The organism is Methylobacterium oryzae, assembly GCF_036441375.1.
Taxonomy (GTDB): Bacteria; Pseudomonadota; Alphaproteobacteria; order Rhizobiales; family Beijerinckiaceae; genus Methylobacterium; species Methylobacterium oryzae_A.
Map to the genome: position 1 here is coordinate 39,056 of NZ_MLCA01000010.1, position 24,788 is coordinate 63,843.

Annotated in this window: 27 protein-coding genes; 8 read left to right on the forward strand and 19 right to left on the reverse strand. The window is 69.6% G+C overall.

The features are described 5' to 3' along the window. Positions 1-37 precede the first annotated feature (37 nt). The gene (locus MOTC310_RS18445; RefSeq protein WP_331290243.1) at positions 38-2,365 is read right to left on the reverse strand and encodes an NADP-dependent malic enzyme; all 2,328 of its coding nucleotides are present in this window, start codon (positions 2,363-2,365) and stop codon (positions 38-40) included. A gap of 66 nt (positions 2,366-2,431) precedes the next feature. On the opposite strand from MOTC310_RS18445, the gene MOTC310_RS18450 reads away from it, so the two are divergent. Both MOTC310_RS18450 and MOTC310_RS18455 read left to right on the forward strand, forming a co-directional pair. Continuing rightward, positions 2,432-3,094 (forward strand): CatB-related O-acetyltransferase, encoded by a 663-nt coding sequence (locus MOTC310_RS18450; protein ID WP_331302856.1) that lies wholly within the window; start codon positions 2,432-2,434, stop codon positions 3,092-3,094. After that, complete coding sequence (locus tag MOTC310_RS18455) at positions 3,091-3,342, forward strand: DUF3297 family protein (RefSeq protein ID WP_331302857.1); 252 nt, start codon at positions 3,091-3,093, stop codon at positions 3,340-3,342. The genes MOTC310_RS18450 and MOTC310_RS18455 overlap by 4 nt, the downstream gene beginning before the upstream one ends. Here the strand turns inward: MOTC310_RS18455 and MOTC310_RS18460 are convergent. From MOTC310_RS18460 to aspS, 4 genes are read right to left on the reverse strand one after another with little or no spacing between them, the layout of a single operon-like run. Further along, the gene (locus MOTC310_RS18460; protein ID WP_331302858.1) at positions 3,312-3,644 is read right to left on the reverse strand and encodes a hypothetical protein; all 333 of its coding nucleotides are present in this window, start codon (positions 3,642-3,644) and stop codon (positions 3,312-3,314) included. The two genes, MOTC310_RS18455 and MOTC310_RS18460, sit on opposite strands and share 31 nt — an antisense overlap. After that, entirely contained in the window at positions 3,641-4,717 is a 1,077-nt protein-coding gene (locus tag MOTC310_RS18465) for an acyltransferase family protein (protein WP_331302859.1), read from the reverse strand. The genes MOTC310_RS18460 and MOTC310_RS18465 overlap by 4 nt, the downstream gene beginning before the upstream one ends. Beyond that, positions 4,714-5,586 (reverse strand): glycosyltransferase family 2 protein, encoded by an 873-nt coding sequence (locus MOTC310_RS18470; RefSeq protein WP_331302860.1) that lies wholly within the window; start codon positions 5,584-5,586, stop codon positions 4,714-4,716. The genes MOTC310_RS18465 and MOTC310_RS18470 overlap by 4 nt, the downstream gene beginning before the upstream one ends. A gap of 23 nt (positions 5,587-5,609) precedes the next feature. Further along, positions 5,610-7,454 carry an aspartate--tRNA ligase gene (gene aspS / locus MOTC310_RS18475; protein ID WP_331302861.1) on the reverse strand — a complete coding sequence of 615 codons (1,845 nt, stop codon included), beginning with the start codon at positions 7,452-7,454 and terminating at the stop codon, positions 5,610-5,612. 144 nt (positions 7,455-7,598) lie between these two features. On the opposite strand from aspS, the gene MOTC310_RS18480 reads away from it, so the two are divergent. From MOTC310_RS18480 to xoxJ, 6 genes are all read left to right on the forward strand, one after another. Further along, positions 7,599-7,997: a hypothetical protein gene (locus MOTC310_RS18480; protein WP_331302862.1), complete on the forward strand. Its 399-nt coding sequence runs from the start codon at positions 7,599-7,601 to the stop codon at positions 7,995-7,997. A 108-nt stretch (positions 7,998-8,105) separates the two neighbouring features. Continuing rightward, a complete protein-coding gene (gene rnd, locus MOTC310_RS18485; protein WP_331302863.1) occupies positions 8,106-9,293 on the forward strand; it encodes a ribonuclease D in 1,188 nt (395 codons plus the stop codon). Between the two features lie 111 nt (positions 9,294-9,404). After that, positions 9,405-9,692 carry a hypothetical protein gene (locus MOTC310_RS18490; RefSeq protein WP_331302864.1) on the forward strand — a complete coding sequence of 96 codons (288 nt, stop codon included), beginning with the start codon at positions 9,405-9,407 and terminating at the stop codon, positions 9,690-9,692. Between the two features lie 709 nt (positions 9,693-10,401). Then, positions 10,402-12,207 (forward strand): lanthanide-dependent methanol dehydrogenase XoxF1, encoded by a 1,806-nt coding sequence (gene xoxF1 / locus MOTC310_RS18495; RefSeq protein ID WP_331290233.1) that lies wholly within the window; start codon positions 10,402-10,404, stop codon positions 12,205-12,207. 133 nt (positions 12,208-12,340) lie between these two features. Further along, positions 12,341-12,952 carry a c-type cytochrome, methanol metabolism-related gene (locus MOTC310_RS18500; RefSeq protein WP_331290232.1) on the forward strand — a complete coding sequence of 204 codons (612 nt, stop codon included), beginning with the start codon at positions 12,341-12,343 and terminating at the stop codon, positions 12,950-12,952. Beyond that, positions 12,937-13,797: a rare earth element methanol dehydrogenase accessory protein XoxJ gene (gene xoxJ / locus MOTC310_RS18505; RefSeq protein ID WP_331302865.1), complete on the forward strand. Its 861-nt coding sequence runs from the start codon at positions 12,937-12,939 to the stop codon at positions 13,795-13,797. The genes MOTC310_RS18500 and xoxJ overlap by 16 nt, the downstream gene beginning before the upstream one ends. 37 nt (positions 13,798-13,834) lie before the next feature. On the opposite strand, the gene folK is transcribed toward xoxJ, so the two are convergent. The 14 genes from folK to fhcD form a co-directional block, all read right to left on the reverse strand. Then, entirely contained in the window at positions 13,835-14,305 is a 471-nt protein-coding gene (gene folK, locus MOTC310_RS18510) for a 2-amino-4-hydroxy-6-hydroxymethyldihydropteridine diphosphokinase (protein WP_331302866.1), read from the reverse strand. Continuing rightward, positions 14,302-14,679, reverse strand: a complete 378-nt coding sequence (gene folB, locus MOTC310_RS18515; protein ID WP_331302867.1) for a dihydroneopterin aldolase — start codon at positions 14,677-14,679, stop codon at positions 14,302-14,304. The genes folK and folB overlap by 4 nt, the downstream gene beginning before the upstream one ends. A gap of 2 nt (positions 14,680-14,681) precedes the next feature. Further along, positions 14,682-15,518 (reverse strand): dihydropteroate synthase, encoded by an 837-nt coding sequence (gene folP / locus MOTC310_RS18520; RefSeq protein ID WP_331302868.1) that lies wholly within the window; start codon positions 15,516-15,518, stop codon positions 14,682-14,684. A gap of 84 nt (positions 15,519-15,602) precedes the next feature. Further along, positions 15,603-15,965 carry a hypothetical protein gene (locus MOTC310_RS18525; protein ID WP_331302869.1) on the reverse strand — a complete coding sequence of 121 codons (363 nt, stop codon included), beginning with the start codon at positions 15,963-15,965 and terminating at the stop codon, positions 15,603-15,605. Further along, positions 15,946-16,671, reverse strand: coding sequence for a hypothetical protein (locus tag MOTC310_RS18530; protein ID WP_331302870.1), 726 nt, complete (start codon positions 16,669-16,671; stop codon positions 15,946-15,948). The genes MOTC310_RS18525 and MOTC310_RS18530 overlap by 20 nt, the downstream gene beginning before the upstream one ends. Then, the gene (gene pqqE, locus MOTC310_RS18535) at positions 16,668-17,813 is read right to left on the reverse strand and encodes a pyrroloquinoline quinone biosynthesis protein PqqE (RefSeq protein WP_331290226.1); all 1,146 of its coding nucleotides are present in this window, start codon (positions 17,811-17,813) and stop codon (positions 16,668-16,670) included. The genes MOTC310_RS18530 and pqqE overlap by 4 nt, the downstream gene beginning before the upstream one ends. Further along, on the reverse strand, positions 17,810-18,895 hold the full coding sequence (gene pqqC, locus MOTC310_RS18540) for a pyrroloquinoline-quinone synthase PqqC (protein ID WP_331302871.1): 1,086 nt from the start codon (positions 18,893-18,895) through the stop codon (positions 17,810-17,812). Before pqqC ends, pqqE begins: the two co-directional genes overlap by 4 nt. Before the next feature lie 185 nt (positions 18,896-19,080). Next, positions 19,081-19,980: a pyrroloquinoline quinone biosynthesis protein PqqB gene (gene pqqB / locus MOTC310_RS18545; RefSeq protein ID WP_331302872.1), complete on the reverse strand. Its 900-nt coding sequence runs from the start codon at positions 19,978-19,980 to the stop codon at positions 19,081-19,083. Between the two features lie 33 nt (positions 19,981-20,013). Further along, positions 20,014-20,103 carry a pyrroloquinoline quinone precursor peptide PqqA gene (gene pqqA, locus MOTC310_RS18550; protein ID WP_012317526.1) on the reverse strand — a complete coding sequence of 30 codons (90 nt, stop codon included), beginning with the start codon at positions 20,101-20,103 and terminating at the stop codon, positions 20,014-20,016. Positions 20,104-20,325: 222 nt separating this feature from the next. Next, positions 20,326-21,030, reverse strand: coding sequence for a response regulator transcription factor (locus tag MOTC310_RS18555; RefSeq protein WP_331290223.1), 705 nt, complete (start codon positions 21,028-21,030; stop codon positions 20,326-20,328). Next, on the reverse strand, positions 21,027-22,673 hold the full coding sequence (locus MOTC310_RS18560) for a sensor histidine kinase (protein WP_331302873.1): 1,647 nt from the start codon (positions 22,671-22,673) through the stop codon (positions 21,027-21,029). Before MOTC310_RS18560 ends, MOTC310_RS18555 begins: the two co-directional genes overlap by 4 nt. A gap of 78 nt (positions 22,674-22,751) precedes the next feature. Then, a complete protein-coding gene (locus MOTC310_RS18565; protein ID WP_012317529.1) occupies positions 22,752-22,958 on the reverse strand; it encodes a hypothetical protein in 207 nt (68 codons plus the stop codon). Between the two features lie 84 nt (positions 22,959-23,042). Beyond that, positions 23,043-23,837, reverse strand: a complete 795-nt coding sequence (locus tag MOTC310_RS18570; protein WP_331302874.1) for a formylmethanofuran dehydrogenase subunit C — start codon at positions 23,835-23,837, stop codon at positions 23,043-23,045. Positions 23,838-23,840: 3 nt separating this feature from the next. Next, entirely contained in the window at positions 23,841-24,788 is a 948-nt protein-coding gene (gene fhcD / locus MOTC310_RS18575) for a formylmethanofuran--tetrahydromethanopterin N-formyltransferase (RefSeq protein ID WP_331302875.1), read from the reverse strand.

Below are 24,788 nucleotides of genomic sequence, written 5' to 3' on the forward strand. Positions count from 1 at the left end.
ATCGACGGCCACGCTCGCGGCCGCCGACGGGCGCTCCTCATTCCGAGATCATGCCGACGCCGCTCTCCTCGGCTCTCGGGGCGGCCTCGTCCGCCTGGGCCTCGACCACGGCCGCGGCCGTGACGTTGACGATGCCGCGGGCCGTGACGGACGGCGTCAGGATATGGGCGGGCTTGGCCGGACCGATCAGGAGCGGGCCGACCGGCAGGGCATCGGCCAGCACCTTGGCGAACTGGAAGGCGATGTTGGCCGCGTCGAGATTCGGGAAGATCAGGACGTTGGCCGCGCCCTTGAGCCGCGAGCCCGGCAGCACGCGGTCGCGCACCATCTCGCTGAGAGCCGAATCCGCCTGCATCTCGCCGTCGACCTGAAGCTCGGGGTCGCGCCGCTGCAGAAGCGCGAGCGCCTCGCGCATCTTCATCGCGGAGGGGGAGTCGGACTGGCCGAAATCCGAGTGGCTGAGGAGCGCGATCTTCGGCGTCATCCCGAAACGGCTGACATGGCTGGCGCAGGCCTGCGCCACGTCGGCGATCTCCTCGGCGGTGGGGTTCTGGCGGACATGGGTGTCGGCCAAGAAGTACGCGCCGTTATGCGTCACCACGAGGCTCATCGCGGCGCATTGCTCCACGCCCGGCGCGAGCCCGATCACGTCGCGGATGATGCGCAGGCGCGTCTCGAACCGGCCCTCCAGGCCGCAGATCAGCGCGTCGGCCTCGCCGCGGCGGACCGCGATGGCGCCGATGACCGTGTTGTTGGTGCGGACCAGCGTCCGGGCCGCGTCCGGCGTGATGCCGCGGCGACCGGCGACCTCCAAGTAGGTCTGGACGTAGGCGCGGTAGCGGGGATCGTCCTCGGGATCGATCAGCTCGAAGTCGCGGCCGTGCACCATCGACAGGCCGAAGCGCTTCAGGCGGGTCTCGACCACCCGCGGCCGGCCGACCAGGATCGGCAGGGCGACCTTGTCCTCGACGATCGCCTGGACGGCGCGGAGCACGCGCTCGTCCTCGCCCTCGGCGTAGATCACGCGCTTGGGCTCGGCCTTCGCCTTCGAGAACAGCGGCTTCATGATCAGGCCGGACCGGTGCACGAACCGGTCGAGGCTCTCGACGTAGGCGTCGAGATCCGGGAGCGGCCGACCAGCGACACCCGAATCCATCGCGGCCTTCGCCACCGCGGGGGCGATGCGCAGGATCAGGCGCGGATCGAACGGGCTCGGGATCAGGGATCTCGGCCCGAACGGCCGGGCCTCGCCGCCGTAGGCGCGGGCGACCACGTCCGAGGTCGTTTCGTGAGCCAGACCCGCGATCGCCTTCACGGCGGCCTTCTTCATCTCCTCGTTGATCTTGTGGGCGCCGACATCAAGCGCGCCGCGGAAGATGTAGGGGAAGCACAGGACGTTGTTGACCTGGTTCGGGAAGTCAGACCGGCCGGTGCAGATCATCGCGTCCGGCCGCTCCTTCTCGGCCAGATCCGGCATGATCTCCGGATAGGGATTGGCCAAAGCCATGATGAGAGGCTTCTCGGCCATCTCCTTCAGGTACTCGGGCTTCAGCACGCCGCCGGCCGAGAGGCCGATGAACACGTCGGCTCCCGGGATCACCTCGGCGAGCGTCCGCTTGTCGGTCTCCTGCGCGTAGACGTCCTTCCACCGGTCCATCAGCTCGGCACGGCCCTTATAGACGACGCCCTTGATGTCGGTGACCGTGATGTTCTCGCGGGTCGCGCCGAGCGACACGAGCAGGTTGAGGCAGGCGAGCGCCGCCGCGCCCGCGCCCGACGTCACGATCCGGACGTCGGCGAGGTTCTTGCCGGCGAGTTCCAGGCCGTTGAGGACGGCCGCCGCCACGATGATCGCGGTGCCGTGCTGGTCGTCGTGGAAGACCGGGATGTTCATCCGGGCCCGGCACTGCTCCTCGACCTCGAAGCACTCGGGCGCCTTGATGTCCTCCAGGTTGATGCCGCCGAAGGTCGGCTCGAGGGCGCAGACCACGTCGACGAGCTTGGACACGTCCTTCTGGTCGACCTCGATGTCGAAGACGTCGATGCCGGCGAATTTCTTGAACAGGACGGCCTTGCCCTCCATCACGGGCTTCGAGGCCAGCGGCCCGATATCGCCCAGACCCAGCACGGCCGTGCCGTTGGAGAGCACCGCCACGAGGTTCTGGCGGATCGTGAGTTCGGCGGCCTGCTGCGGGTCGTCGTGGATCGCCATGCAGGCGGCGGCGACGCCGGGCGAGTAGGCCAGGGCGAGGTCGCGCTGGTTGCCCAGCGGCTTCGTCGCCTGGATCTCCAGCTTCCCGGGCTTGGGCAGGCGGTGGTAGACGAGCGCCCCGGCCTTGAGGTCCTCGGACATGTTATCGGCCATCGCCCACGCTCCCGCTCACCTTTTTCACCGAGGACGACGCGGTCGCGCAGCGCGCGGGCTCGCGTCATGACCGGTCTGTTGCACCGGCTGCGCAGGGGGCGCAACCCGCACAACGAGACCCGGGTCCACCTCGCCAAGCTGGCGAGAGCCCACGGCTTCTCCATAGGCGCTTATTCGTACGGGCGTCCAAAAGTCCGCTTCCCGGAGAGCGGGCGGCGGCTGACGATCGGCCGCTATTGTTCCATCGCCGACAAGGTCGAGATCCTGCTCGGCGGCGAGCATCGCCTCGACTGGGCGTCGACCTACCCGTTCGCGGCGATGCGGGCGCTGTTCCCGGACGCCGCGGCGCCGGAGGATTATCACGCCTCCCGGGGCGACGTGGTGATCGGACACGATGTCTGGCTGGGATCGGGCTGCATGATCCTCTCGGGGGTCACCGTGGGGCACGGGGCCGTGGTCGCCGCCCGCGCCGTGGTGACCCGCGACGTGCCGGCCTACGCCGTCGTGGCGGGCAACCCGGCGCGGGTGGTGCGCCGCCGCTTCGACGCGGCGACCGTCGAGGCGCTCGTGGCGGCGGCGTGGTGGGACCTGCCCCACGAGGCGGTGACCCGGCTCGTGCCGCTGCTCCAGAGTGGGCGGATCGCGGACCTGCTCGCGGCGTTGCGCGCGGGCGCGGATTCCCGTACCGGCGGGACCGAACACGAAGACCATCCGAGATCCGGACGATGACCGACACGCCTCCCGACCGCCTCGCTTCCAACCCGAACAGCCCGTTCTACGACGAGAAGGTGCTGGAGCGCGGGGTCGGCGTCCGATTCAAGGGCGTCGAGAAGACGAACGTCGAGGAGTACTGCGTGAGCGAGGGCTGGGTCCGGCTCTCGGCCGGCAAGACCCTCGACCGGGCCGGCAACCCGATGACGGTCAAGCTGAAGGGCGCCGTGGAGCCCTACTTCCGCGAACCCGCCGCGGACGCCTGATCGGTCACCCGCGCCAGCGCGGCGTCGAAGTTCCGGACGGCCTCTCGGACGAGCTTATCGATCCGAATCTGAGAGCGCGGCCCGTCGATGACGAGGCTCGCGAGAATATCGGTGCGACGGGCGCGCTGCTTGGCGGTGCGCGCGTGGTTCGAGAGCCGCAGGTGCCAGGCGGATCCGGGTCGTCGCAGGTACAGGCTGTCGCCGCGCTCGTTCCGGGCCACCGTCGCGAAGCCGTGATCCTCAAGGGCTCGCGCCGCGAGGGTCAGCGCCTTCAGCGGCGGAAGCGGATCGTCGGCGCTCACGGCCCAGCCGGCTCGATCGTGCCGAGGCGCCGCCGTCCGAGCGCCCGCGCCTTGAGCGACAGGGCCGGCCGCTCGACCCCGTACCAGGACAGGGCCGCGACCGGCAGCGTGAGCGCGAGCGTCGGCACCAGGAGCGCGGGCCCGGAAGCGGTCGGCCACAGGGCGTGCAGGCTCTGCTGGATCGGCCAACCGTAGAGATAGACCCCGTAGGAGAGGTCGGCCGACGGGTCGAACAGGCCGCGCGCCAGGGGGCCGAGGGCGAGCCAGACCACGCCGTAGGCTTCGACCAGGAACAGCAGGGCCGGGTAGGCCGGCGTCCGCGCGAGGACGAGGGCGCCGAAAGCCAGGCAGGCGAGGGCGGCGGCCGAGACCCGCAGGCTGTCGCGCCACAGGTAGAGGCACGCGCCGGCCGCGAAGATCAGCGGCAGGCGCAGCGCCGTCTCGGTGCCCTTGGGCAAGTCCGCCCCGCGGATGCCGCAGGCGATCGACAGCGCGAGGGTGAGTCCGGCCACGATCAGCGGCGCCGACCACCGTCGTCGGAGCAGGCCGCACAGGGCAGCGGCGAGGACGCCCAGGTAGCAGAGCACCTCGTATTTCAGTGTCCAGACCGTGCCGAGGGGCGCCCGATAGGGGTTGGACTCGAAGACCCCGGGCAGGGCGGCGTTGCTCTTGAAGGTCGTCAGCGTTCCGCGGATGAACGACCACAGACCGGGATCGCGCCAGTACTCGGCGGCGGGCAGGCGGGTCAGCACCGCGCCGAGCCCGAGCGCGACGACGAGCGTCGCCGCCACCAGGCCCGGCAGGATCCGCAGGGTCCGGGCGATGGCGTAGTCCCGGATGCCGCGGCGGTCGCAGCTCATCGTGACGAGGAAGCCCGACACGGCGAAGAAGCCGTTCACCGCGTGCTCGCCGAGCGTGTAGCCGGTGAGCCGCGCGAGGGGCTCGTCGCCGGCCGCACCGGTCGCGACGCTGAACGCGTGGGAGACCACGACGGCCAGCGCCAGCATCAGCCGCAGGCCGGTGAAGCCGTTGCGCCCGCGCTCCAGCGCGGCCGCGATCGTCGAGGCTCTCATCCGGCCAGACCTTCGCGGGCCAGGGCGGTCCGGCCGCGCAGGAAGGCGAGGGCGCCCGCCGCCGAGCCGCCGTAGCGCTCCAGCCCCGCCCGACGCAGGACCAGACCCGACAGGAGAGCCTTCGGGATGCTGGTCATCAGGTCGGCGAGGCCGGGGTCGGGGAGACCGTACTTCCGGCTGACATAGGCGCGCGACCACGCCTGATGCCAGCGCGCGCGGAACACCCGGCCGGGCTCCGGTGCCGACGAGCGGCCGCGACCGTGCAGCGCTTCGGCGCGGTGGACATGGATCAGGGCGCGCCCGCGATCGGCGACGCGCCGGCACAGGTCGTCGTCCTCGTAGAACAGGAAGATGTTCTCGTCGAAGCCGCCGAGATCGAGGAACAGGGCGCGCGGCATCATCAGGCAGGCCCCCGAGAGGAATGGCGCGCAGGCATCGCCCTGCGGCAGCGCGAGCCGGCCGGCGGGATTCGTCAGGTAGGGCGCGAGCAGGGACCGCGCCTGGAAGAAGAAGCGGCCGTCGGGCTCGACGAGGCGCGGGGCGAGCAGACCCGCATCCGGCCAGGAGCGGGCCGCCTCCAGCAGGGCATCCACGGCGCCCGGACGCAGCACGACGTCCGGGTTGACGATCAGGACGTGCTCCGCCGTCGCGGCCGCGCGGACGCCCCGGTTGTTGGCGCGGCCGTAGCCCTCGTTGCGGGCGTTGCGGATCACCTGCGCGCCGGCCGCCTCCGCGACCGACGCGGAGGCGTCCCGGCTGGCATTGTCCACGACGATCGCCGGCACATGCTCGCCGGCGAGGGCCGCGAGGCAGGCCGGAAGCACGTCGGCGCTGTCGTGGGCGACGACGATCGCGACGAGGCTCGCCACCGCGCGGCGGGACTATCGGCGCCTCAGGCCTTCTTCTCCGGCAGGTTGAGGCGGATGTGCAGCTCGCGCAGCTGCTTGGGGGACGCCTCGGAGGGCGCGCCCATCATGAGGTCCTCGGCGCGCTGGTTCATCGGGAACAGCACGACCTCGCGGATGTTCGGCTCGTTGCACAGGAGCATGACGATGCGGTCCACGCCCGGCGCGATTCCGCCGTGCGGCGGGGCGCCCATGCGCAGCGCGTTCAGCATGCCGCCGAACTTCTGCTCCAGCACCTCGTGGCCGTAGCCCGCGATGGCGAAGGCCTTCTCCATCACGTCCGGACGGTGGTTGCGGATCGCGCCCGAGGACAGCTCCACGCCGTTGCAGACGATGTCGTACTGGAACGCCTTGATGTTCAGGATCCGCTTGGTGTTCGCGCCGTTCTCGTCCTCGCTGGCCAGGGCGTCGAGGTCGAGCGCCAGGAATTCCTCACGATCGATGTTCGGCATGGAGAACGGGTTGTGGGAGAAGTCGATCCGCTTCTCCTCCTCGCTCCACTCGTACATCGGGAAGTCGGTGATCCAGCAGAACGCGTACTGGTCTTTGTCGCAGAGGCCCAGCTCGTCGCCGATGCGGATGCGCGCCTTGCCGGCGAGACCGGCGGCCTTGCCCTCGGGACCGGCGGAGAAGAACACCGCGTCGCCGGCCTTGGCGCCGGCCCGCTCAGCGATCAGCGCCTGCACCTCGGCGGGGATGAACTTGGCGATCGGGCCCTTGCCGGTGAGCTGGCCGTTCTCCTCCTCGAACACGACGTAGCCGAGGCCGGGCGCGCCTTCGGAGCGGGCCCAGTCGTTGAGCCTGTCGAAGAACGAGCGCGGCTGGCTCGCCGCCCCGGTCGCCGGGATCGCCCGGACGACGCCGCCGGAGGCGATAACGCCCTTGAACGCCTTGAAGGCCACGTCCTCGCGGGCGAACAGGTCGGAGACGTCGGCGATGATCAGCGGGTTGCGCAGGTCCGGCTTGTCGACGCCGTACTTCAGCATCGAGTCCGCGTAGGTGATCCGCGGAAATTCCTTCGTGACGCGCTTGCCCTCGGCGAATTCCTCGAACACGCCGCGCAGCACCGGCTCCACCGCCTGGAACACGTCCTCCTGCGTGACGAAGCTCATCTCGATATCGAGCTGGTAGAACTCGCCCGGCGAGCGGTCGGCGCGGGCGTCCTCGTCGCGGAAGCACGGGGCGATCTGGAAGTAGCGGTCGAAGCCCGCGATCATCGTCAGCTGCTTGAACTGCTGCGGCGCCTGCGGGAGCGCGTAGAACTTGCCGGGATGGACCCGGGACGGCACGAGGTAGTCGCGCGCGCCCTCGGGCGAGGAGGCGGTCAGGATCGGGGTCTGGAACTCGAAGAAGCCGCCCTCGCGCATCCGGCGGCGGAGCGAGTCGATGATCGCGCCGCGCTTCATGATGTTGGCGTGGAGCTTCTCCCGGCGCAGGTCGAGGAAGCGGTACCGCAGCCGCGTCTCCTCCGGGTACTCGAGGTCGCCGAAGACCGGCAGCGGCAGCTCGCCCGCAGGGCCCAGCACCTCGAGGTCGTCGATGTAGACCTCGACCGCGCCGGTCGGCAGCTCGGCGTTCTCGGTGCCGGCCGGGCGGGTGCGGACGCGCCCGTCGATCCGAACGACCCATTCCGAGCGCACCGCCTCGGCGGCCTTGAAGGCCGGGGAGTCGGAGTCGATCACGCACTGCGTCAGGCCGTAATGGTCCCGCAGATCGACGAACAGCACGCCCCCGTGATCGCGGATGCGGTGGCACCAGCCGGAGAGGCGGACACTCTGCCCGACGTCGGACGGGCGGAGCGCCCCGCAGGTGTGGGAACGGTAACGGTGCATGACGGGCTTCTTCTGAGGGAAGGCCGGCACCATTCACGCGAGGCCCCCCAAGTCAAGCGCGGGGCGCGCAGAATGGCGCCGAAAGCCGCGCGCGGCTCCCCGGCCGGCCTACCGGAACGGCCACCGAATCCCCATATGATCTCCATGAACGACAACGTCTTTTTCGATCTGGAGGGGCCCGTGAAGCCGGCGCCCGAACGCGCCCCGGCCGGCTGGCGCACGCTGCCCCTCGAGGGCCGTTTCGACCTCGTCTACGAGGACGCGGCCGGGGCCTGGAGCAACCGCTCCCTCGACGCGCGCGAGCTCAAGCTCGGGCCCGGGCGGACATTGCTCGGCGGCATCGACGCCCGGCGCGGCGGCTATCGCGGATTCCGGGTCGACCGGATCCGCCGCCTCGTCGACGGGGCCACCGGCGAGCGCATCGAGACCGGCATCCTCGACCGCCTGCTCGGGCGCGCCGAGGCGCAGCGACGGGCCGACGCCATGCGGATCCGCCGGCAGGCGCGGGCCCGCCGGAAGGCGGCCGTTGCGGCCGTGGCGTGACGGCGCTCACCAGGCCGTGACGATGCGTCGGACTTGGGAAAGCGCGAAAGGTGGGGACCTGCGAAGGCGCGTCTCCCCATGGCCGTCGCGGTTGCGTATAGCCGGTGCATGGACCTGATCACCACCACTGACGCGCTGCGCCAGATCTGCACACGTCTCGCCGAGCAGCCCTTCGTGACCGTCGACACGGAGTTCATGCGCGAGACGACGTATTATCCAAAATTGTGCCTGATCCAGATGGCGGCACCGGACGGGACCGGCGTCTTGGTCGACCCGCTGGCGCCGGGACTCGATCTCGCGCCGTTCATCGCGCTCATGGCCGACGAGCGCACCGTCAAGGTGTTCCACTCCGCCCGCCAGGACCTGGAGATCATCTGGCTGATCGGCGGGATCCTGCCGCATCCGTTCTTCGACACGCAGGTCGCCGCGATGGTCTGCGGCTACGGCGATTCCGTCTCGTACGAGCAGCTGGTCAACGACGTCGCCAAGGCCAAGATCGACAAGTCGTCCCGCTTCACCGACTGGTCGCGGCGCCCGCTCTCGGAGGCGCAGCTGACCTACGCGCTGTCCGACGTCACCCACTTGGTGAAGATCTACGAGGTCCTCGTCGCCGAGCTGCTGCGAACCGACCGCGGCGCCTGGCTCGACGAGGAGATGGCAGTTCTGACTTCGCCCGAGACATACCGCGCCGATCCCGCCCAGGCGTGGCGCCGGCTCTCCGGCAGGATGCGCAAGCCGCGGGAAATCGCCGTGCTGATGGAGGTGGCGGCCTGGCGCGAGAGCGAGGCCCAGACGCGCAACGTCCCGCGGGGACGCGTCCTGAAGGATGAGGCGGTCATCGATATCGCGTCGGCGGCGCCGCGGAGCGCCGAGGCGCTCGGGCGCCTGCGGACGATCCCTGCGGGCTTCGAGCGCTCCCGGACGGGGGCCGACATCGTCGCCGCGGTGGAGCGCGGCCTCGCCCGCGACTCGAGCGCCGTCCGGATGCCTGAGCGTGTGCGGCGGAGCGGCGGCAACGGCGCGATCGTCGAGCTACTGAAGGTTCTGCTGAAGGCCGTCTGCGAGGCCGAGGCCGTCGCGCCGAAGATCATCGCTACGGTCGACGATCTGGAAGCGATCGCCGATGACGACGCCGCCGAGGTGCCGGCGCTGCAGGGGTGGCGTCGGACGCTGTTCGGCGAGAAGGCGCTGGCCTTGAAGCAGGGCCGGCTGGCGCTCTCGGTCGAGTCCGGCCGGATCGTGGTCCGGCCTCTCGACGCGGAGCCCGGCACCGGCGGCGCCGACGCGACCGGATGACGGCCGGACGACGTCCGCAGCACAATCCGCGCGGGCGGGCGTGACTCGCCGCGGGTCCGGGATTAAACGGCAATTGGATTGCCGTTTAATCCCGCCTCCTGCGTCCCGCGTATGTTCGAGCCGAACGAGATCCTGAAGACGCTGACCGGGCGCGGTCTCGTATCGGCGGAAGGGTGCGAGTCCGTTCGCGTTCGCTACCGGGTCGTCATCGAGAGGCGCGAGAGCGGTGTCGTCGCCTACGGCAACCTCTACGGCAGCTACGCTGGCCTGCGACCGGTCTGGCTCGAGCCGGATGCCCAGCTCCGGCTCTCGAACGGCCGTCGCCTCAACATCTCCGTGACGGACCTGATCGGCGACGTCGCCGAGTTCGAGAGCACCGGTCCGGTCGGCGCCCTCTGACGGCGCGCTCGGAGATCCGGCAAGTCTCTGAGGGCGGGGGTCCCAGCGGTCACGAGTGCCCAACCTCGAACCCTTGAGAACGGGACGATTCGGCAATTTGTCGCGCGCGACAACACGCGCGCAGCTCGACGGATCCACGAAAACAGCGGATGCGGCGACTCGGCGCAGAGGCGAAATTTGGGACGATTCGGCAACCGATGGACGCCGAGGCGTGTCGCAGTGCGATCAGAACGCCGGCCTCAGCCGCGCACAGGACAGGGCATTCTACCGCGTGCCCAGGCGAAACACGCATGCTCACGCACAGCAAAGCTCGCTCGTTTGCAAGCTCTGCATGGGAAACGCGCACGTTCCCGTGAGGTTGGAGCGAATGAACCGGCCGATCCTTGTGCGTCGCAACATTTCTTTTCGCAAAAGCATGACAACGACCGTGTCTGTGTCACGCGAAAAGAAGCTTTCACCGTGTGCCCACAGGGGTCGAACAGCGAGTTGACGGCGCTCAAAAATCTCTTAAGGTCCGGGCAAGCCTCGGTTTCGAGGGAGCCGCCTCAGGGATGGCGGTTCCTGGCTTAGGGGATCTGTAGATCTCCTCGAAGTCCACTATGCCCGCTACCGAGGCGTCCATCCCTGTCGCAAACAGTCAGGTCGGAGTCCGAGCGACGCCACTTTTCGCGCGCGTCGCAAGTACTCTCAAGACTTGTCGGAGGAACCCATGAGAGCGGTACATCTCCTTGCGCTCGGCGCAGGTGTCGCGGCCGTCGCCGCGCCGGCGCTGGCCAATGAAAGCGTCATGAAGGGCATCGCCAACCCGGCGGAACAGGTTCTTCAGACGGTGGACTACGCGAATACGCGGTATTCCAAGCTCGACCAGATCAACGCCAAGAACGTCAAGGACCTGCAGGTCGCCTGGACGTTCTCGACCGGCGTGCTGCGCGGCCACGAGGGCTCGCCGCTCGTCGTCGGCAACATGATGTACGTGCACACGCCGTTCCCGAACATCGTGTACGCCCTCGACCTCGACCACGAGGCGAAGATCGTCTGGAAGTACGAGCCGAAGCAGGATCCGTCCGTGATCCCGGTCATGTGCTGTGACACGGTCAACCGCGGTCTGGCCTACGCCGACGGCGCGATCCTCCTGCACCAGGCCGACACCACCCTCGTGTCGCTCGACGCCAAGACCGGCAAGGTCAACTGGTCGGTCGTGAACGGCGACCCGAAGAAGGGCGAGACCAACACCGCGACGGTTCTGCCGGTCAAGGACAAGGTCATCGTCGGCATCTCGGGCGGCGAGTTCGGCGTGCAGTGCCACGTCACCGCCTACGACCTGAAGACCGGCAAGAAGGTGTGGCGCGGCTACTCCGAGGGCCCGGACGATCAGCTGATCGTCGACCCGGAGAAGACCACCTCGCTCGGCAAGCCGATCGGCAAGGACTCCTCGCTGAAGACCTGGGAAGGCGATCAGTGGAAGACCGGCGGCGGCTGCACCTGGGGCTGGTTCTCGTACGATCCGAAGCTCGACCTCGTTTACTACGGCTCGGGCAACCCCTCGACCTGGAACCCCAAGCAGCGTCCGGGCGACAACAAGTGGTCCATGACCATCTGGGCGCGTAACCCGGACACCGGCATGGCCAAGTGGGTCTACCAGATGACCCCCCACGACGAGTGGGACTATGACGGCATCAACGAGATGATCCTCACGGATCAGAAGATCGACGGCAAGGAGCAGCCGCTCCTGACGCACTTCGACCGTAACGGCTTCGGCTACACGCTGAACCGCGCGGACGGCACCCTCCTGGTCGCCGAGAAGTATGACCCGGCCGTCAACTGGGCGACCAAGGTCGACATGGACAAGGGGTCCAAGAACTACGGCCGTCCGCTGGTCGTGTCGAAGTACTCGACCGAGCAGAACGGCGAGGACACCAACTCCAAGGGCATCTGCCCGGCGGCCCTCGGGTCGAAGGATCAGCAGCCTGCTGCCTTCTCGCCGAAGACCAACCTGTTCTACGTGCCCACCAACCACGTCTGCATGGACTACGAGCCGTTCCGGGTGACCTACACCCCGGGCCAGCCCTACGTCGGTGCGACCCTCTCGATGTACCCGGCCCCGAACTCGCACGGCGGCATGGGCAACTTCATCGCGTGGGACGGCGTCAACGGCAAGATCAAGTGGTCCAACCCCGAGCAGTTCTCGGTGTGGTCCGGTGCTCTGGCCACCGCTGGCGACGTCGTGTTCTACGGCACGCTTGAGGGCTACCTGAAGGCTGTCGACGACAAGACCGGCAAGGAGCTGTTCAAGTTCAAGACCCCGTCGGGCATCATCGGCAACGTGATGACCTACCAGCACAAGGGCAAGCAGTACGTGGGCGTCCTCTCGGGCGTCGGCGGCTGGGCTGGCATCGGCCTCGCGGCCGGCCTGACGGACCCGAACGCCGGTCTCGGCGCGGTGGGTGGCTACGCGGCTCTGTCGCAGTACACCAACCTCGGCGGCCAGCTGACGGTCTTCGCTCTGCCGAACTAATCGGCCGCAGGGTTTGACGTGAAAAACGGTGCCGGCGCGGGTTCCCGCGCCGGCATCCTTATGATTAGACTTTCTCGCAAGAGGCTGCGGCTCGGAGGGAGACGAAGAGCCTCGATCCAGGGAGACACATGCGTTGCTCAACCTCAGCAAGATCGTAACGCGGCCGGTTATCGCCGCCCTCGCCCTAGCGACCGTCTCGACGGTTGCCGTACATGCTGAGGATGCCAAGCCCGCCGACCCCAAGCTGGCCAACTCGCTGAACGCGAACGACCGGACAGCCGAGCAGGATCCCAAGCTGCTGAAGCAGGATGCTGCCGTGAAGGTCGAGGACGGCAAGTACATGGACGCCGAAGGTCACCCGACGTTTCACGTGACCCAGGACGGCAAGATGCTCGACTGGTATACCTACTCGGGCTACCGCCGCTACCACGCCGAGTGCCACGTCTGCCACGGCCCGGACGGCATGGGTTCGACCTACGCGCCGGCGCTCAAGGATTCGCTGAAGCACCTCTCCTACGAGGAGTTCATCGGCATCCTGGCGGGCGGCAAGCAGGACGTGAACGCCGCCGAGCAGAAGGTCATGCCGGCCTTCGGCGACAACAAGAACGTCATGTGCTACTCGGACGATCTCTACGTCTACCTCAAGGCGCGCGCCGCCGGAGCGATCGGGCGTATTCGCCCCTCGGAGCACGAGGATAAGCCCGAAGCGGCCAAGAAGGCCGAGAAGGAATGCATGGGCTTTTGATGGCGCCGTTCGCCCGGATCCTCGCTCTCTGCGCTCTGTCGTTGGCGACGGCGCAGGGGGCCCGCGCCCAGCATCTTCCGGATACGGTCACCACGGACGTGCTGCGCGTCTGCGGGGATCCGGGCAACATGCCGTTCTCCGAACGCAAGGAGGACGGTTTCGAGAACAAGATCGCGGCGATCATCGCCGACGAGTTGAAGATCAAGGTCCGCTATTACTGGCTGACCCAGGGTCCGGGTTTCGTGCGCAACACGCTCGGAACCGGTCTCTGCGACGTCATCATGGGCCAGGCCTTCGGCAGCGACCTCGTCCAGACCACCAATCCGTACTATCGGTCCGCCTACACGCTGGTCACCCGCGCGGGTGAGTTCGACGGCGTGACGGCCCTCGACGACCCGCGGCTGAAGGGCAAGAGCATCGGCGTGATCGCCGGAACGCCGCCGGTCAACCGGATGGGCGAACTCGGCCTCGTCTCGGCCATGAAGGCCTACGCGCCCTACCAGCTCGACCCGTCGCGGAAATACCAGACGGTCGCCGCGGAGATCGTCGCGGCGCTGGCCTCCAAGGAGATCGACGCGGCGGTCCTCTGGGGCCCGGCCGCGGGCTGGCTCGCCAAGCAGTCCGGCACGTCCATGACCGTCGTGCCGCTGCTCAAGGAGCCGGAGCGTCCGCCGATGGCCTACCGGATCGCCATGGGTGTCCGGATCGGGGAGAACGACTGGAAGCGCTCGCTCAACGCCGTTCTGCGCAAGCGCAAGGCCGACATCGACAAGGTCCTGCGCGACTACGACGTGCCGCTCCTCGACGAGGAAGAGAACAAGCTCGTCGCGCCCGGCGAGCGCTGAGGCGCCGCGCGGCCGGGCGCAAGCCAGGCGGGCCGCTTCAGGCGCGCGTGATACCGGTCCGATCGAGCTTCGCCAGGGCCTCCGCCACGCGCTCGCCGCCGATCACGAGGTCGGGCGCGATCTCGGCCAGGGGAACCAGCACGAAAGCCCGCTCGCGCACGTAGCGGTGCGGCAGGACGAGGCGCGCATCGTCGATGCTGGCGCCCTCGTAGGCCAGGACGTCGATGTCGATCACCCGCGGTCCCCAGCGCTCCTCGCGGATCCGGCCGAGCTCGTGCTCCACCCTCAGACAGGCATCGAGCAGGCCGTGCGGATCGAGGTCGGTCTCCACCGCGAGGGCTCCGTTTAGGAACCACGGCTGGTCGGTCTTGCCCCAGGGCGGTGTCCGATAGTCGGACGAGCGCGCCACGACGGTGATCCCCGGACTCGCGGCGAGGCCGCTGACCGCGCGGTCGAGCATCGCGGACATGTCGCCGACATTGCTGCCGATGCCGAGATACGCCCTCATCGGCCGGCTCCCCGGCGGCGCGTGATGGCGACGCTGACGCTGTCCAGAATGGCGGGAACTGGCGCACTCGGCTTGTCGACCTGCACGGTGATGGCGTCGACGCGCGCGAAGCGCGCGAGGATCTCAGCGGCGACCGTCTCGGCCAGGGCCTCGATCAGGTTGAACCGTCGCTCGGTGGCGATCTCAGCGGCCACGGCGGTGAGATCCGCGTAGCTCACCGTACCGGCCACGTCGTCGGAGCGGCCTGCGGGGCCCAGATCCAGTTCAGCTTCCAGGGAAATGTAGAAGCGCTGGCCGAGCACCGCCTCCTCGGCCAGCACGCCGTGGCGGCCGAACACGGCGATCCGGGTGACGCGGATCAGGTCGCGCGCCATGGTCAGCGCACCTCCGGCCGCATGACGGCGTCGACGACGCGCATCGCGTCGATATGCGCCGCCACATCGTGCACGCGCACGAGATCGGCCCCGAGAGTCGCCGCGACGGCATGGGCGGCGAGGGAACCGTACAGGCGATCCGCCGGACGCGTCTCGCGGTCGTGCAGGCGTCCGAGGAGCGACTTGCGGGAAACGCCGACCAGGACCGGAAATCCGAGGGCCCGGATCTCCGGCAGCCGCCGCAGCGCCTCCAGATGCTGGTTCCAGGTCTTGCCGAAGCCGACCCCCGGATCGAGCACGATCTCGGAATCCGCGAGGCCGGCCCGGTGGGCGATCGCGAGGGACCGCTCGAAGAAGGCCAGCATGTCGGCGACGATGTCGAGATCCGGCTCGATCGTCTCGCGGTTGTGCATGATGATGACCGGCGCGCCGTGGGCGGCCGCCACGGCGGCGATGTCGGGCTCGCGCTGGAGGCCCCAGACGTCGTTCACGATCCGGGCGCCCGCCTCCAGCGCGACGCGCGCCGTAGACGCCTTGTAGGTGTCGATGGAGATCGGCACCGGCAGCCGCGGCGCCAGCGCGCGGATGACCGGCACGACGCGCGCCTGCTCGTCCTCGGCGGTGACCGGAACGTGACCCGGCCGGGTCGATTCCCCGCCCACGTCCAGGATCGCCGCGCCCTCGGCGACCAGCCGCTCCGCCTGGGCCACCGCCTCGGCCTCCCCGGCGAACAGGCCGCCATCCGAGAAGGAATCGGGCGTGACGTTGAGGATGCCCATGACCAGCGTCCGGCCGCCGAGGGCGGGCAGCAGGTCGGAAAGGCGGGAGGAGGGGGTCACAGGCGGGTCCCGTTCACGAGCGCGGTTCGGGAGCCGGTGTGCGCGAATCGGGAGGCCGGCGCAACGCCGGCCTCGCCGTTCAACTCAGCCGTGATAGCAGCGGATCTCGGCCTCGGCCTGGGCGCGGCGCAGCTCCGCGACCTTGTCGTCGAAGATCTTGGTCGACTTGAACTCGTTCGCCCGGTTGCCGATGCCCTGCCGCATCGACAGGATCGTGCTCGCCTGAACGTACTTGTCGTAGGGCAAGATCGCGGCGAGCTGGTCGAGCGAGCACGAGCATTTCTGCACGCTCTCCCGGGTCTGGCCGTTGGCCGCCATGCAGCCGAACACGTAATCGACCCGCGCGTCGGTCGGGTAATCGTTCTCCTCGGCGGCCCAGCCGGCCAAGCCCGACAGCGTCAGGGCAAGGGCGGCCAGGGCGCCCCGTTCAGCCAGCCTTCTGATCATAATTTAGCTTCTCCTCAAGCAGCTCGCCGCCATCCGGGCTCTTCGACGACGCCTCGATCGAGACGATCTCGCCCGGGACGGAAGGGGCAGTGACGAAGGTATAGGTCATGTCGTCCATGCCGCGCATGCGCTGCGCCATCGCGTCGCCGGCGAACGGCTTGGTCACGACGCGCCAGCCGTCGACCTCGCGGCCGCCGACACTCACCTTCGTGGGCGTCACCGTCGCCTTCTCGCGCAGGCCCTTGCGGATCGCGAGCTTCAGGTAGCGCGGGTTGGCTTCCAGAACCTTCGCGAGCCCCCGGAGATGGTTCTCCAGGAACAGCGAGACGACGGGATTGCCCGACATGTCCTCGAACGGGCCGGCCGGCATCCGGTTCAGCCCGGAGAACATCACCACGCCGATGTCGCGGCCCTCGGCGCTCTTCCCGGGGGCGATCTTCAGCTGGACCGTGTCCTCCAGCGGCGCCCCGAACGGACCCTTCGAGATCCCCGAGCGGCGCAGGTAATCGTAGGTCAGCGTCGAGCCCGGCGCCGTGTTCTTCATGTGCGGCTGGTCGAACAGAAGGTCCGCCGCGGAGGGCGGGGCAGTGGCGTTCGCCTGGGTGACGGTGGCGGGCTTCGGCGCGTCCTCGGCGAGGGCCGGCAGCGCGGCCAGAGCCAGCGCGACCGATGTTGCGGCGAGGCCCCTCACGACAAGACTTCTCACGAGTGCACTTCCTCCTTGAGCGGCGACCGGACGTTGCTGCCGATCGTCCGGTAGACGTAGTCGGGCGGGTTCTCGGCCGCCTCCTCGGTGGCGAGAGCCCGCACCTTGGCGTGGAGCGGGGAGAGGGAGCAGGCCGGATCGGTGGCCGCCGCGTCGCCGGCGAGCGCCAGCGCCTGGCAGCGGCAGCCGCCCCAGTCCTTCTCGCGCCGGTCGCAGGAGCGGCAGGGCTCCTTCATCCAGTCGGTCCCGCGATAGGCCGTGAAGGCGGGCGAGTCGCGCCAGATCTCGCCGAGCGAATGGTCGTTGACGTTCCAGAATTCCAGTCCCGGAATCGTCTCGGCCGCGTGGCAGGGGAGGACCTTGCCCTGCGGCGTCACGTTCATCAGCTTGCGGCCCCAGCCGCCCGCACAGGCCTTCGGGTATTTGGCGTAGTAGTCGGGCACGACGAGGTCGATCACGAGCTGGCCCTTCAGCCGCTCGCGGGCCGCCTCGACGATCCGGATCGATTCGTCGACCTGCGCCTTGTCGGGCATCAGGGCGGCGCGGTTGACGTAGGCCCAGCCGTAATACTGCGTGTGCGCTACCTCGAGTCGCTTGGCGCCCATCTTCACCGCGAGATCGATGAAGCCGGCCACCTCGTGGATGTTGCCGCGGTGGATCACCGAGTTCAGCGTCAGGGGCAGGCCGAGCTCGACCACCTTGGCGGCGAACTCGAATTTCTGCGGCTGGGCGTTCTTCAGGCCCCCGATCTTCTCGGCGTTCTGCGCGTCGACGCCCTGCACCGAGAGCTGCACGTGGTCGAGCCCGACATCGTAGAGCGCCTGCAGCTTGGCCAGCGCCCCGCCGACGCCCGAGGTGATCAGGTTCGAGTACAGGCCGAGATCGGCACAGGTCTTAGTGATCTCGACGATGTCGTTGCGCGCCGTCGGCTCCCCGCCGGACAGGTGCACGTGCAGCACGCCGAGCGCCGCCGCCTCCCCGAGCACCCGCTGCCACGTCTGCGTGTCGAGCTCGCCCGACCGACGGTCGAGCTCCAGCGGGTTCGAGCAGTAGGGGCAGCGCAGCGGGCAGCGGTGGGTCAGCTCGGCGAGCAGACCGACCGGGGCCGGCGCATCGGGGCGGTTCGGCGTCAGCGCGTTCATCGCTCGAGAACCCGTTTCTCCGCGAGGCCGTCGAGCATCACCAGGATGTCGGCCTCGATGGCGCGGGGATCGGCCGCGTAGGTCTTGCCCAGCTCGTCGGCGATGTCGGACACACTGCGCGCGCCGTCCACGAGCTTGAGGACCGCCACGGCGTTGTCGTCGAGGTCGAAGGTGCGCTCTGGGGCGAGCAGGACCCACTTGCCGCGGGTCTCGTCGTTGCGCAGCCGAACGCCGCGCGGCAGCCGCGGCCGGTCGCCGGGCGCCATCTTCCCGCCGGCCGCACCCGGCTTGGCCCGCGAAGCCTCGGCCACCAGGCCCTCGCCGGGCTGCCACGCGTCCGGCGGGACCATGCCGGGGGCCACGTAGGCGAAGTACAGGGCGTCGAGCTGCGTCCACAGCACGGTACACTTGAACGTCAGCGCCGCCATCGCCTGCCGCTGCAGCTCCGGCGTCGTGGCGTGCTGCTTAACGTAGTCCAGGGCGAAGTCCGCGTCCCGCGGCGCCTGGGTCAGGCGCTTGTCGAAATAGGCCAGCGTGTCCTTGGTGATGAAGTCGTAGTTCTTCAGCATCCCGGCGACGCGCTCGGAGATGATGGTCGGCGAGAACATCTCGGTCAGCGACGATGCGATCGCCTCCAACAGCGTCTTCTCGGAGACGAAGTGGACATAGGCCTCCACCGAGAACTTCGTGGCCGAGAGGATGCCGCGGGTCGACAGCACGTAGTCGCGGTCGAAGCCGACGCCCTCGGCCAGCTTGAGCCAGCGCTCGATGCCGCCGTCGCCCTCGTGGTCGCCGTCATGGTCGACGATGCGCTGGCGCCAAATCCGCCGCAGCGACGCGTCGGTCATGCGCGCCAGCACGGCGGCATCCTTCACCGGGATCATCGCTTGGTAATAGTAGCGGTTCAGCGCCCAGGCCCGGACCTGATCCTTCGACAGCTTGCCATCGTGCAGCAGGCGGTGGAACGGGTGCAGGTTGTGGTAGCGGCGCGCACCGATGTCGCGCAGGGCCGCCTCCAGCTCGTCGGGGCTCAGCAGGCGCGCGCTGTCGGTGGCGTCGGGGGTCGGGAAGATGGCGTTCATGGCGTTTCCGGCGTCCGTCCTCAGGTCGCGTGTCCTGTGTTCCGATCCCGCCCTCGTCCGCGGGGCGACTGTCCGGGCTCAGACACGATATAGTGCCGGCCCTCGGGGTACCCAACACTCCCCGCCGCCGGCCCGGCGGACGTAAGGCCGCGGATCGTGGATCCAGCCGCCTCTGCGCGGGCGCCTCACAGAGTCAGGCCGAGCCCGTCGTGCGCCACGGTCCAGCCGGCCGCCTCGACATCCAGCCGCTCGGCAGACCCCTCGACCAGGACCGGATTGGTGTTGTTGATGTGCACGAAGACGCGGTGCCCGATCTTCACGGCAGCCAGGGCGTCGATCGAGCCGTTCTCGCCGCGCATCGGCACGTGGCCCATGCGCCAGCCGGTCTTGGTGCCGACGCCGGCACGGATCATGTCGTCGTTGTGCAGGACGGTCCCGTCGAACAGCAGCGCGTCCGCGCCGGCGATCCGTTCGCGCAGGCCGTCGGTCACCCGGGCACAGCCGGGGATGTAGGCAAGGCGGCGCCCGCCGGCCTCGATGAGGGCACCGACCGTGGTCTCGGTCTCGGCGCCGATCTCCATGGTCTCGTCCTCGAGCCAGAGCGGCACCTTGCCGGGCACCGGGAAGAGGGTGACCGACAGGCCCGGCAGGGGCTCGAAGCGCTGCTCCATCCCGATCGGCTGCCGGGCGACCACGCCCTCGGCCATCACGTCGAAGACGCGGTTGGCATTGACCGAGTCGAGGATGCCGCGCGTCCCGTAGAGGGTGAAGGGCTGACCCTCGCGCAGAGTCAGGAGTCCCGCCACGTGATCGACGTCGCCGTTGGTCAGGAGAACGGCGCGGATGGGCGAGTGACGCAGGCCCTCGCGCGGGTGCATCTGCGGATTGTCGAAGAGTTGTTGCCGGATGTCCGGCGAGGCGTTGATCAGCAGCCAATCCGACCCGTCCGCGGAGACCGCGATGCTCGACTGGGTCCGGGGCCGCACCCGGTCCGGCTCGGACCGCGCCAGCGTGCAGATGGGGCAGCGGCAATTCCACTGAGGAAGGCCGCCGCCGGCCGCGGAACCGAGGATCACGACGCGCATGGTGCGGCTCCCGAGATCCCCGGCCCGTAAAACTCAGTTGAAGGTGTCGATCTCGGCCGACTCGTAGCTCGTCACTTCCATGCCGACGCAGATCTCGGACACGATCGGGGCAGCCCACTTCATGGTGTTTCTCCTCAGGCGATGTCTTCACCGAGTGTCGCGCGGTTCCTAAGAGGACCCTAAGACACTGATGGCGCTCTCATTTCCGGCGCGAGAGAGGTATCGTCGATTCACGCGCGGGCTTCAAGCACTAACTTGCCGGATCCTCCCAAATTTTTCGTGAGAGACTTCCTAAACGCCCGGAAACCATCGAGAAACGCCGGCCTGGGACTAAAGTACGGTGTCTCACTGCCGGAAGTCGGGACCGCGCAACTCCAGCATGAATCCTTTGCCGCGCACCGTGACGAGGCCGGGACCGCCGTAGCGGACGAAATCCGCCATCTTCGAGCGCAGGTAGCCGATATAGACGTCGACCACGTTGAGCGAGAGCCCGCCCTGGCTGGCCCAGAGCCGATCGAAGATGTCGGCGCGGGAGACCGGCTTGCCGATATTCTCCATCAGCATGGCGAGCAGGTCGGCCTCGCGGGGGGTGAGCCGGGCACTGGCCTCGCCGCAGCTCGCCTGCCGGGTATCGAGGTCGAGCATCAGCTTGCCGACGGTGATGCGCGAGCGCGGCGCCTCGGCCTGCTCGCGCCGCATCAGATGGGTCCGGAGGCGGGCGACCAGCTCGTCGAACTCGAAGGGCTTGATGATGTAGTCGTCGGCGCCGAGCGCCAGCCCCTCGGCGCGGTCGCGGATCTCGTCCCGGGCCGAGAGGAACAGGATCGCTCCCGGGAAGCCACCCTCGCGCAGGGACCGGCAAACGTCGTGGCCCGAACCGTCCGGGAGGTTGATGTCGAGCAGCACGGCGCCGGGGGCCGGGTCGTGGGCGGCCTTCAGGGCCTCGTCCACGCAGGCCGCCGTGCCGACCTCGAATCCCTCGGCTTCGAGGCCCCGGGCGAGGAGGCCGCGGATGTCGATATCGTCCTCGACGATCAGGATCCGCGTCATGCGGCCGACTCCTTCACCTGCGCGCCCACTTGGGCGCCGACGGCAGCACCGTCGACCGGGCCCGTTTCCCATGCCGGATCGCAGGCCGGGATGTCCAGGGTGACCCGGGCCCCGCGCCCGTCCGGCCCGGGCCCGAGCCGGATCGTGCCGCCGTGCTGCTCCACGATCCACCGCGCCAGGGCGAGCCCGATGCCGAACCCGGTCTCGTCCGGTCCCGCGCCCGAGCCGCGCTTGAACCGCTCGAACAGGTCGTCCTCCGACGCGCCGAAGCCGGGACCGTCATCCGTGACGGTGATCCGTCCGACCGGTCCCGGGCCCGCCGCAAGGGCGACCTCGACCCGGGTGAGGCCGGCGGCGTGGCGGAGCGCGTTGTCGACGAGACTCTCGACTGTCTGGCGCAGCCACTCGCGGTCGGCGAGGCTCTCGACGTCGACGGTGCCGGGATCGAGGTTGAGGCCGACCCGGCGGCGCGTCGCCTCGGAGCCCATATTGTCCACCGCCTCCGCGAGGACCTGGGCGAGCCCCAGACGGCGCTTGTCGAACTCGATCTGGCCCGATTCTGAGCGCGCGACGCGCAGAAGGTCTTCGACCCGCAGCTTGAGGCGCTGCGCCCGCTTCTTGATCGTGGCGAAGACCGGCCCCGGATCGGCGCTTCGAGAGGCGCCGCGCAGGGCGAGATCGCACTCCCCCAGGATCACCGTCAGGGGCGTGCGCAGCTCGTGGCTGACATCGGCGAAGAAGCGGCGTCGGGACTGATCGACCGCCTCGAGCCGGGCGTTGGCGGCGCGCAGGTCGGCGGTGCGCGCCGCCACCGTGTCCTCCAGCGCCGCACGGTCGGCCGCGACCCGCGATTCCCGCCGGGCGAGGCGGGCGGCCATGCGGTTGACGTTGGTCATCAGCAGGCCGAGCTCGTCGCGGGTCGCGACGGAGAGGCGCGTGTCGAGGGCGCCGTGGCCGATGGCGCTCGCGGCCCGGCGGACCTCCTCGATGCGGGCCAGGGTCGGCCGGGTGACGCCGCGGTAGAGGATCGCCAGCAGCACGAGGGCCGCCGCCACCGCGGCGGCCGCGGCCACCCGCAGGCGCTCCGAGAGCGCGCGGGCCTGCTCGGAGCCGAGCGCCATGCTGCGCCGTTCGGCCTCGATCAGGAAGGAGAGCGGCTGGCCGGTCATGGCGCCGAAGCCGTTGAGCGCGCCCTTGATCGCGTCCTGGCGCCGCTCCGGATCGGTCTGGCGGCTGATCAGCGACACCTGCCGGTCCAGCACGGCGCGGGCCGCGCGGAGCTGCGCCATGGGACGCGTGCGGGCGGCGTACTGCATCCGGTCGGCGGGGTCGTCGCTCGGCGGGAAGCTCTTGGCGAGCGCCTCGTCCACGGTGGTCAGGGCGCGGTCCGCATTGTCGCGGGCGATCGCCATCGCCTCGGGCTGGCCGTCGGGATTGCCGACCGTCTCCACGGCCGCGAGGCCGAACTGCGTGAGGCGGCCGGACAGCTCGGCCAGCAGTTCCAGACGCCGCTGGGCCTCGAGCGTTCGGTCGACGGTCCGCTCCGCCGCCCCGATCGCCGCCAGCGCGGCCGCGGCGGCCAGGACCACCACGATGGCGGTGCCGCCGAGCAGCAGCGCGAAGCGGACCTTCAGCGAGCGCATCGTTCCCGTCCCGCCCTCATTCCCGCTGTCCGGGCGGGGCCGAGCATGTCACTGCCCGAGCGCGGAACCAAGGCGCCGTCACAGGTCCTTCGGCAGGCTGCCTTTGGCGGCGCAGCGCCAGCGTTCGACATGCCACTCGGGATGGGCGGCCTGCCAGGTCGCGAGGGCGCTCTGCGAGTTGCGCAGGCAGACGAACGGGCTCGATTTCTCGAAGGACATCTCGATCCGGTCCTCGCGACAGGTCGAGGGCTGGGCCACGAGACAGATCGACAGAAGCAGAAGCATGGGCGCCTCCCCGGGCTGCCGGCCTCGACTGGGCCGGCTTGCCGGGGAGCATAGGACGCGTCCACGCCCCTTGCCCAGGCGGCGTCAGGCCGCGACCCAGATCTCGCCCTTGGCGATCGTCGCGAGGTCGCCGGAATAGCGGCGCAGCGGCTTGCCGAGGAGGTCGGCGTGCTCGGCGCTCAGGCCGCGCAGGGCCTTGGCCAGCAGCCGCAGGAACACGAGGTCGTGCGTCCCGGTCTCCACGAAGGTGGGCGACATCCGGCCGTGACGGCCGACGAGGAGCGTCCCGCGGCGCATGCCGAACCCGGGGTGGTCGCCCACCGCGAGCGCCGCCAGGGTGCCGGCGATCATGCGCGAGCCCGCGAAGGCACCCGCGCGCCCGGCAACGATCGTCCCGCGGCGCATCCGGTCGCCGAGATGCGCGCCGGCCGCGCCGCGGATGATCAGCGTCGCACCGTCGAGGCCCGCCTTGGCGGCGTAGACCGCACCGCCGGCATAGTCTCCGGCATCGCCCTCGACGGTGATCGTGCCGCCGGTGGCACCGGAGGCCGCGTAGGGCCCGGCATTGCCGGCGACGATCAGGGTGCCGCCCGCCATGCCGGCGCCGAGGCGCTGGCCGACATCGCCGGCGACCCGGATCGTGCCCTCGGACAGCGACGCGCCGACCCGGTCGAGGCGCTCGTGGCCGCCCTCGATGGTCAGGGTGTCGGACCTGTCGAGCGCGACCGCGAAGCAGTCGCCGAGACGCACGCCGGTCCGGGTCGTGCCGATCTCGAGGCGCTCGGCCTCGCCCTGGGACAAGCGACTCAGGGCGAGCGGGTTGATGTTCAGGAGGTCCAGCCGCTCGGGCGGGGCCGCGCGCAGGGTGAGGGTGCTCACGGCTCAGCCCTCCAGCTTGGCGTCGTCGCGCGCGATCAGGTCGCGCAGATGGTAGTGGTGGCGGCCGAGATTGCCACCGTAATTGCCGGCCGTCACGGCGATCAGCCCGTGCTTGCCGCCGATCTCCGTGGCGGCGTGCAGGCCGGCGCGCATCGAGTCGGACACGCCCTGGGAGGTGAGGGCGTCGATCACGATCTCTAGCACCACGCCGCACTCGGCCGGGAGCGCCGAGCCGGCGCGGCCCTTGAGGGTCGGGCAGTAGGCGTCGTTGGTGGATGCCATCATGCCCTTGGTCCGGCCGCCGACCTTGGAGCCGGACCGGACGATGCCGCCCGGGAACGGCAGGATCGCGCCCGGCACCGCCTTGGCAGCCTCGACGGCGATCTCGGCGACCTTCAGCGTCTCGGCGTGGTTGCGCCCGAGGAACAGCAGGTTGCCGCCGCCGACCGCGCCGTCGACGGCCCGGACAGAATCCTCGCAGAGGAACTCGCCGTCCATCACCGGGATGCGCCAGTAGCGCCGGGCCTTGCCGGTGGCGTCGGGCAGGCGCTTGGCCACCGCGAAGCCGTCGCCGAAGTAGCGGATCGCGCCGCCGAGCTTGATCTTGGTCGGCCCATCGACGCCCGCGTAGCATGCGGTGCCCGGGCAGGTCAGGATGCACTGGCCGACGCGCTTGATCAGCTGGTCCTTGAGGCCGTTCGGCTCGAAGCCGAACAGCAGGATGCGCACGCCCGGCCGCCCGTCCGGAGTCTCCTCCGGCGACAGCTCGGCGTCGATGCCGGCCTCGGCCCCGCAGCCGATCACCGAGGTGGCGAAGCCCGTCATCGTGGTCGCGGCGATCATCGCCCACTTGGCGGTGTCGTTCGTGACGATGATGGCCGTGCCGGCCACGTCGAACGCCTCCGCGAAGGTGTCGACGACCGGGATGCCGTTGAGGGTGAGGTCAGACAT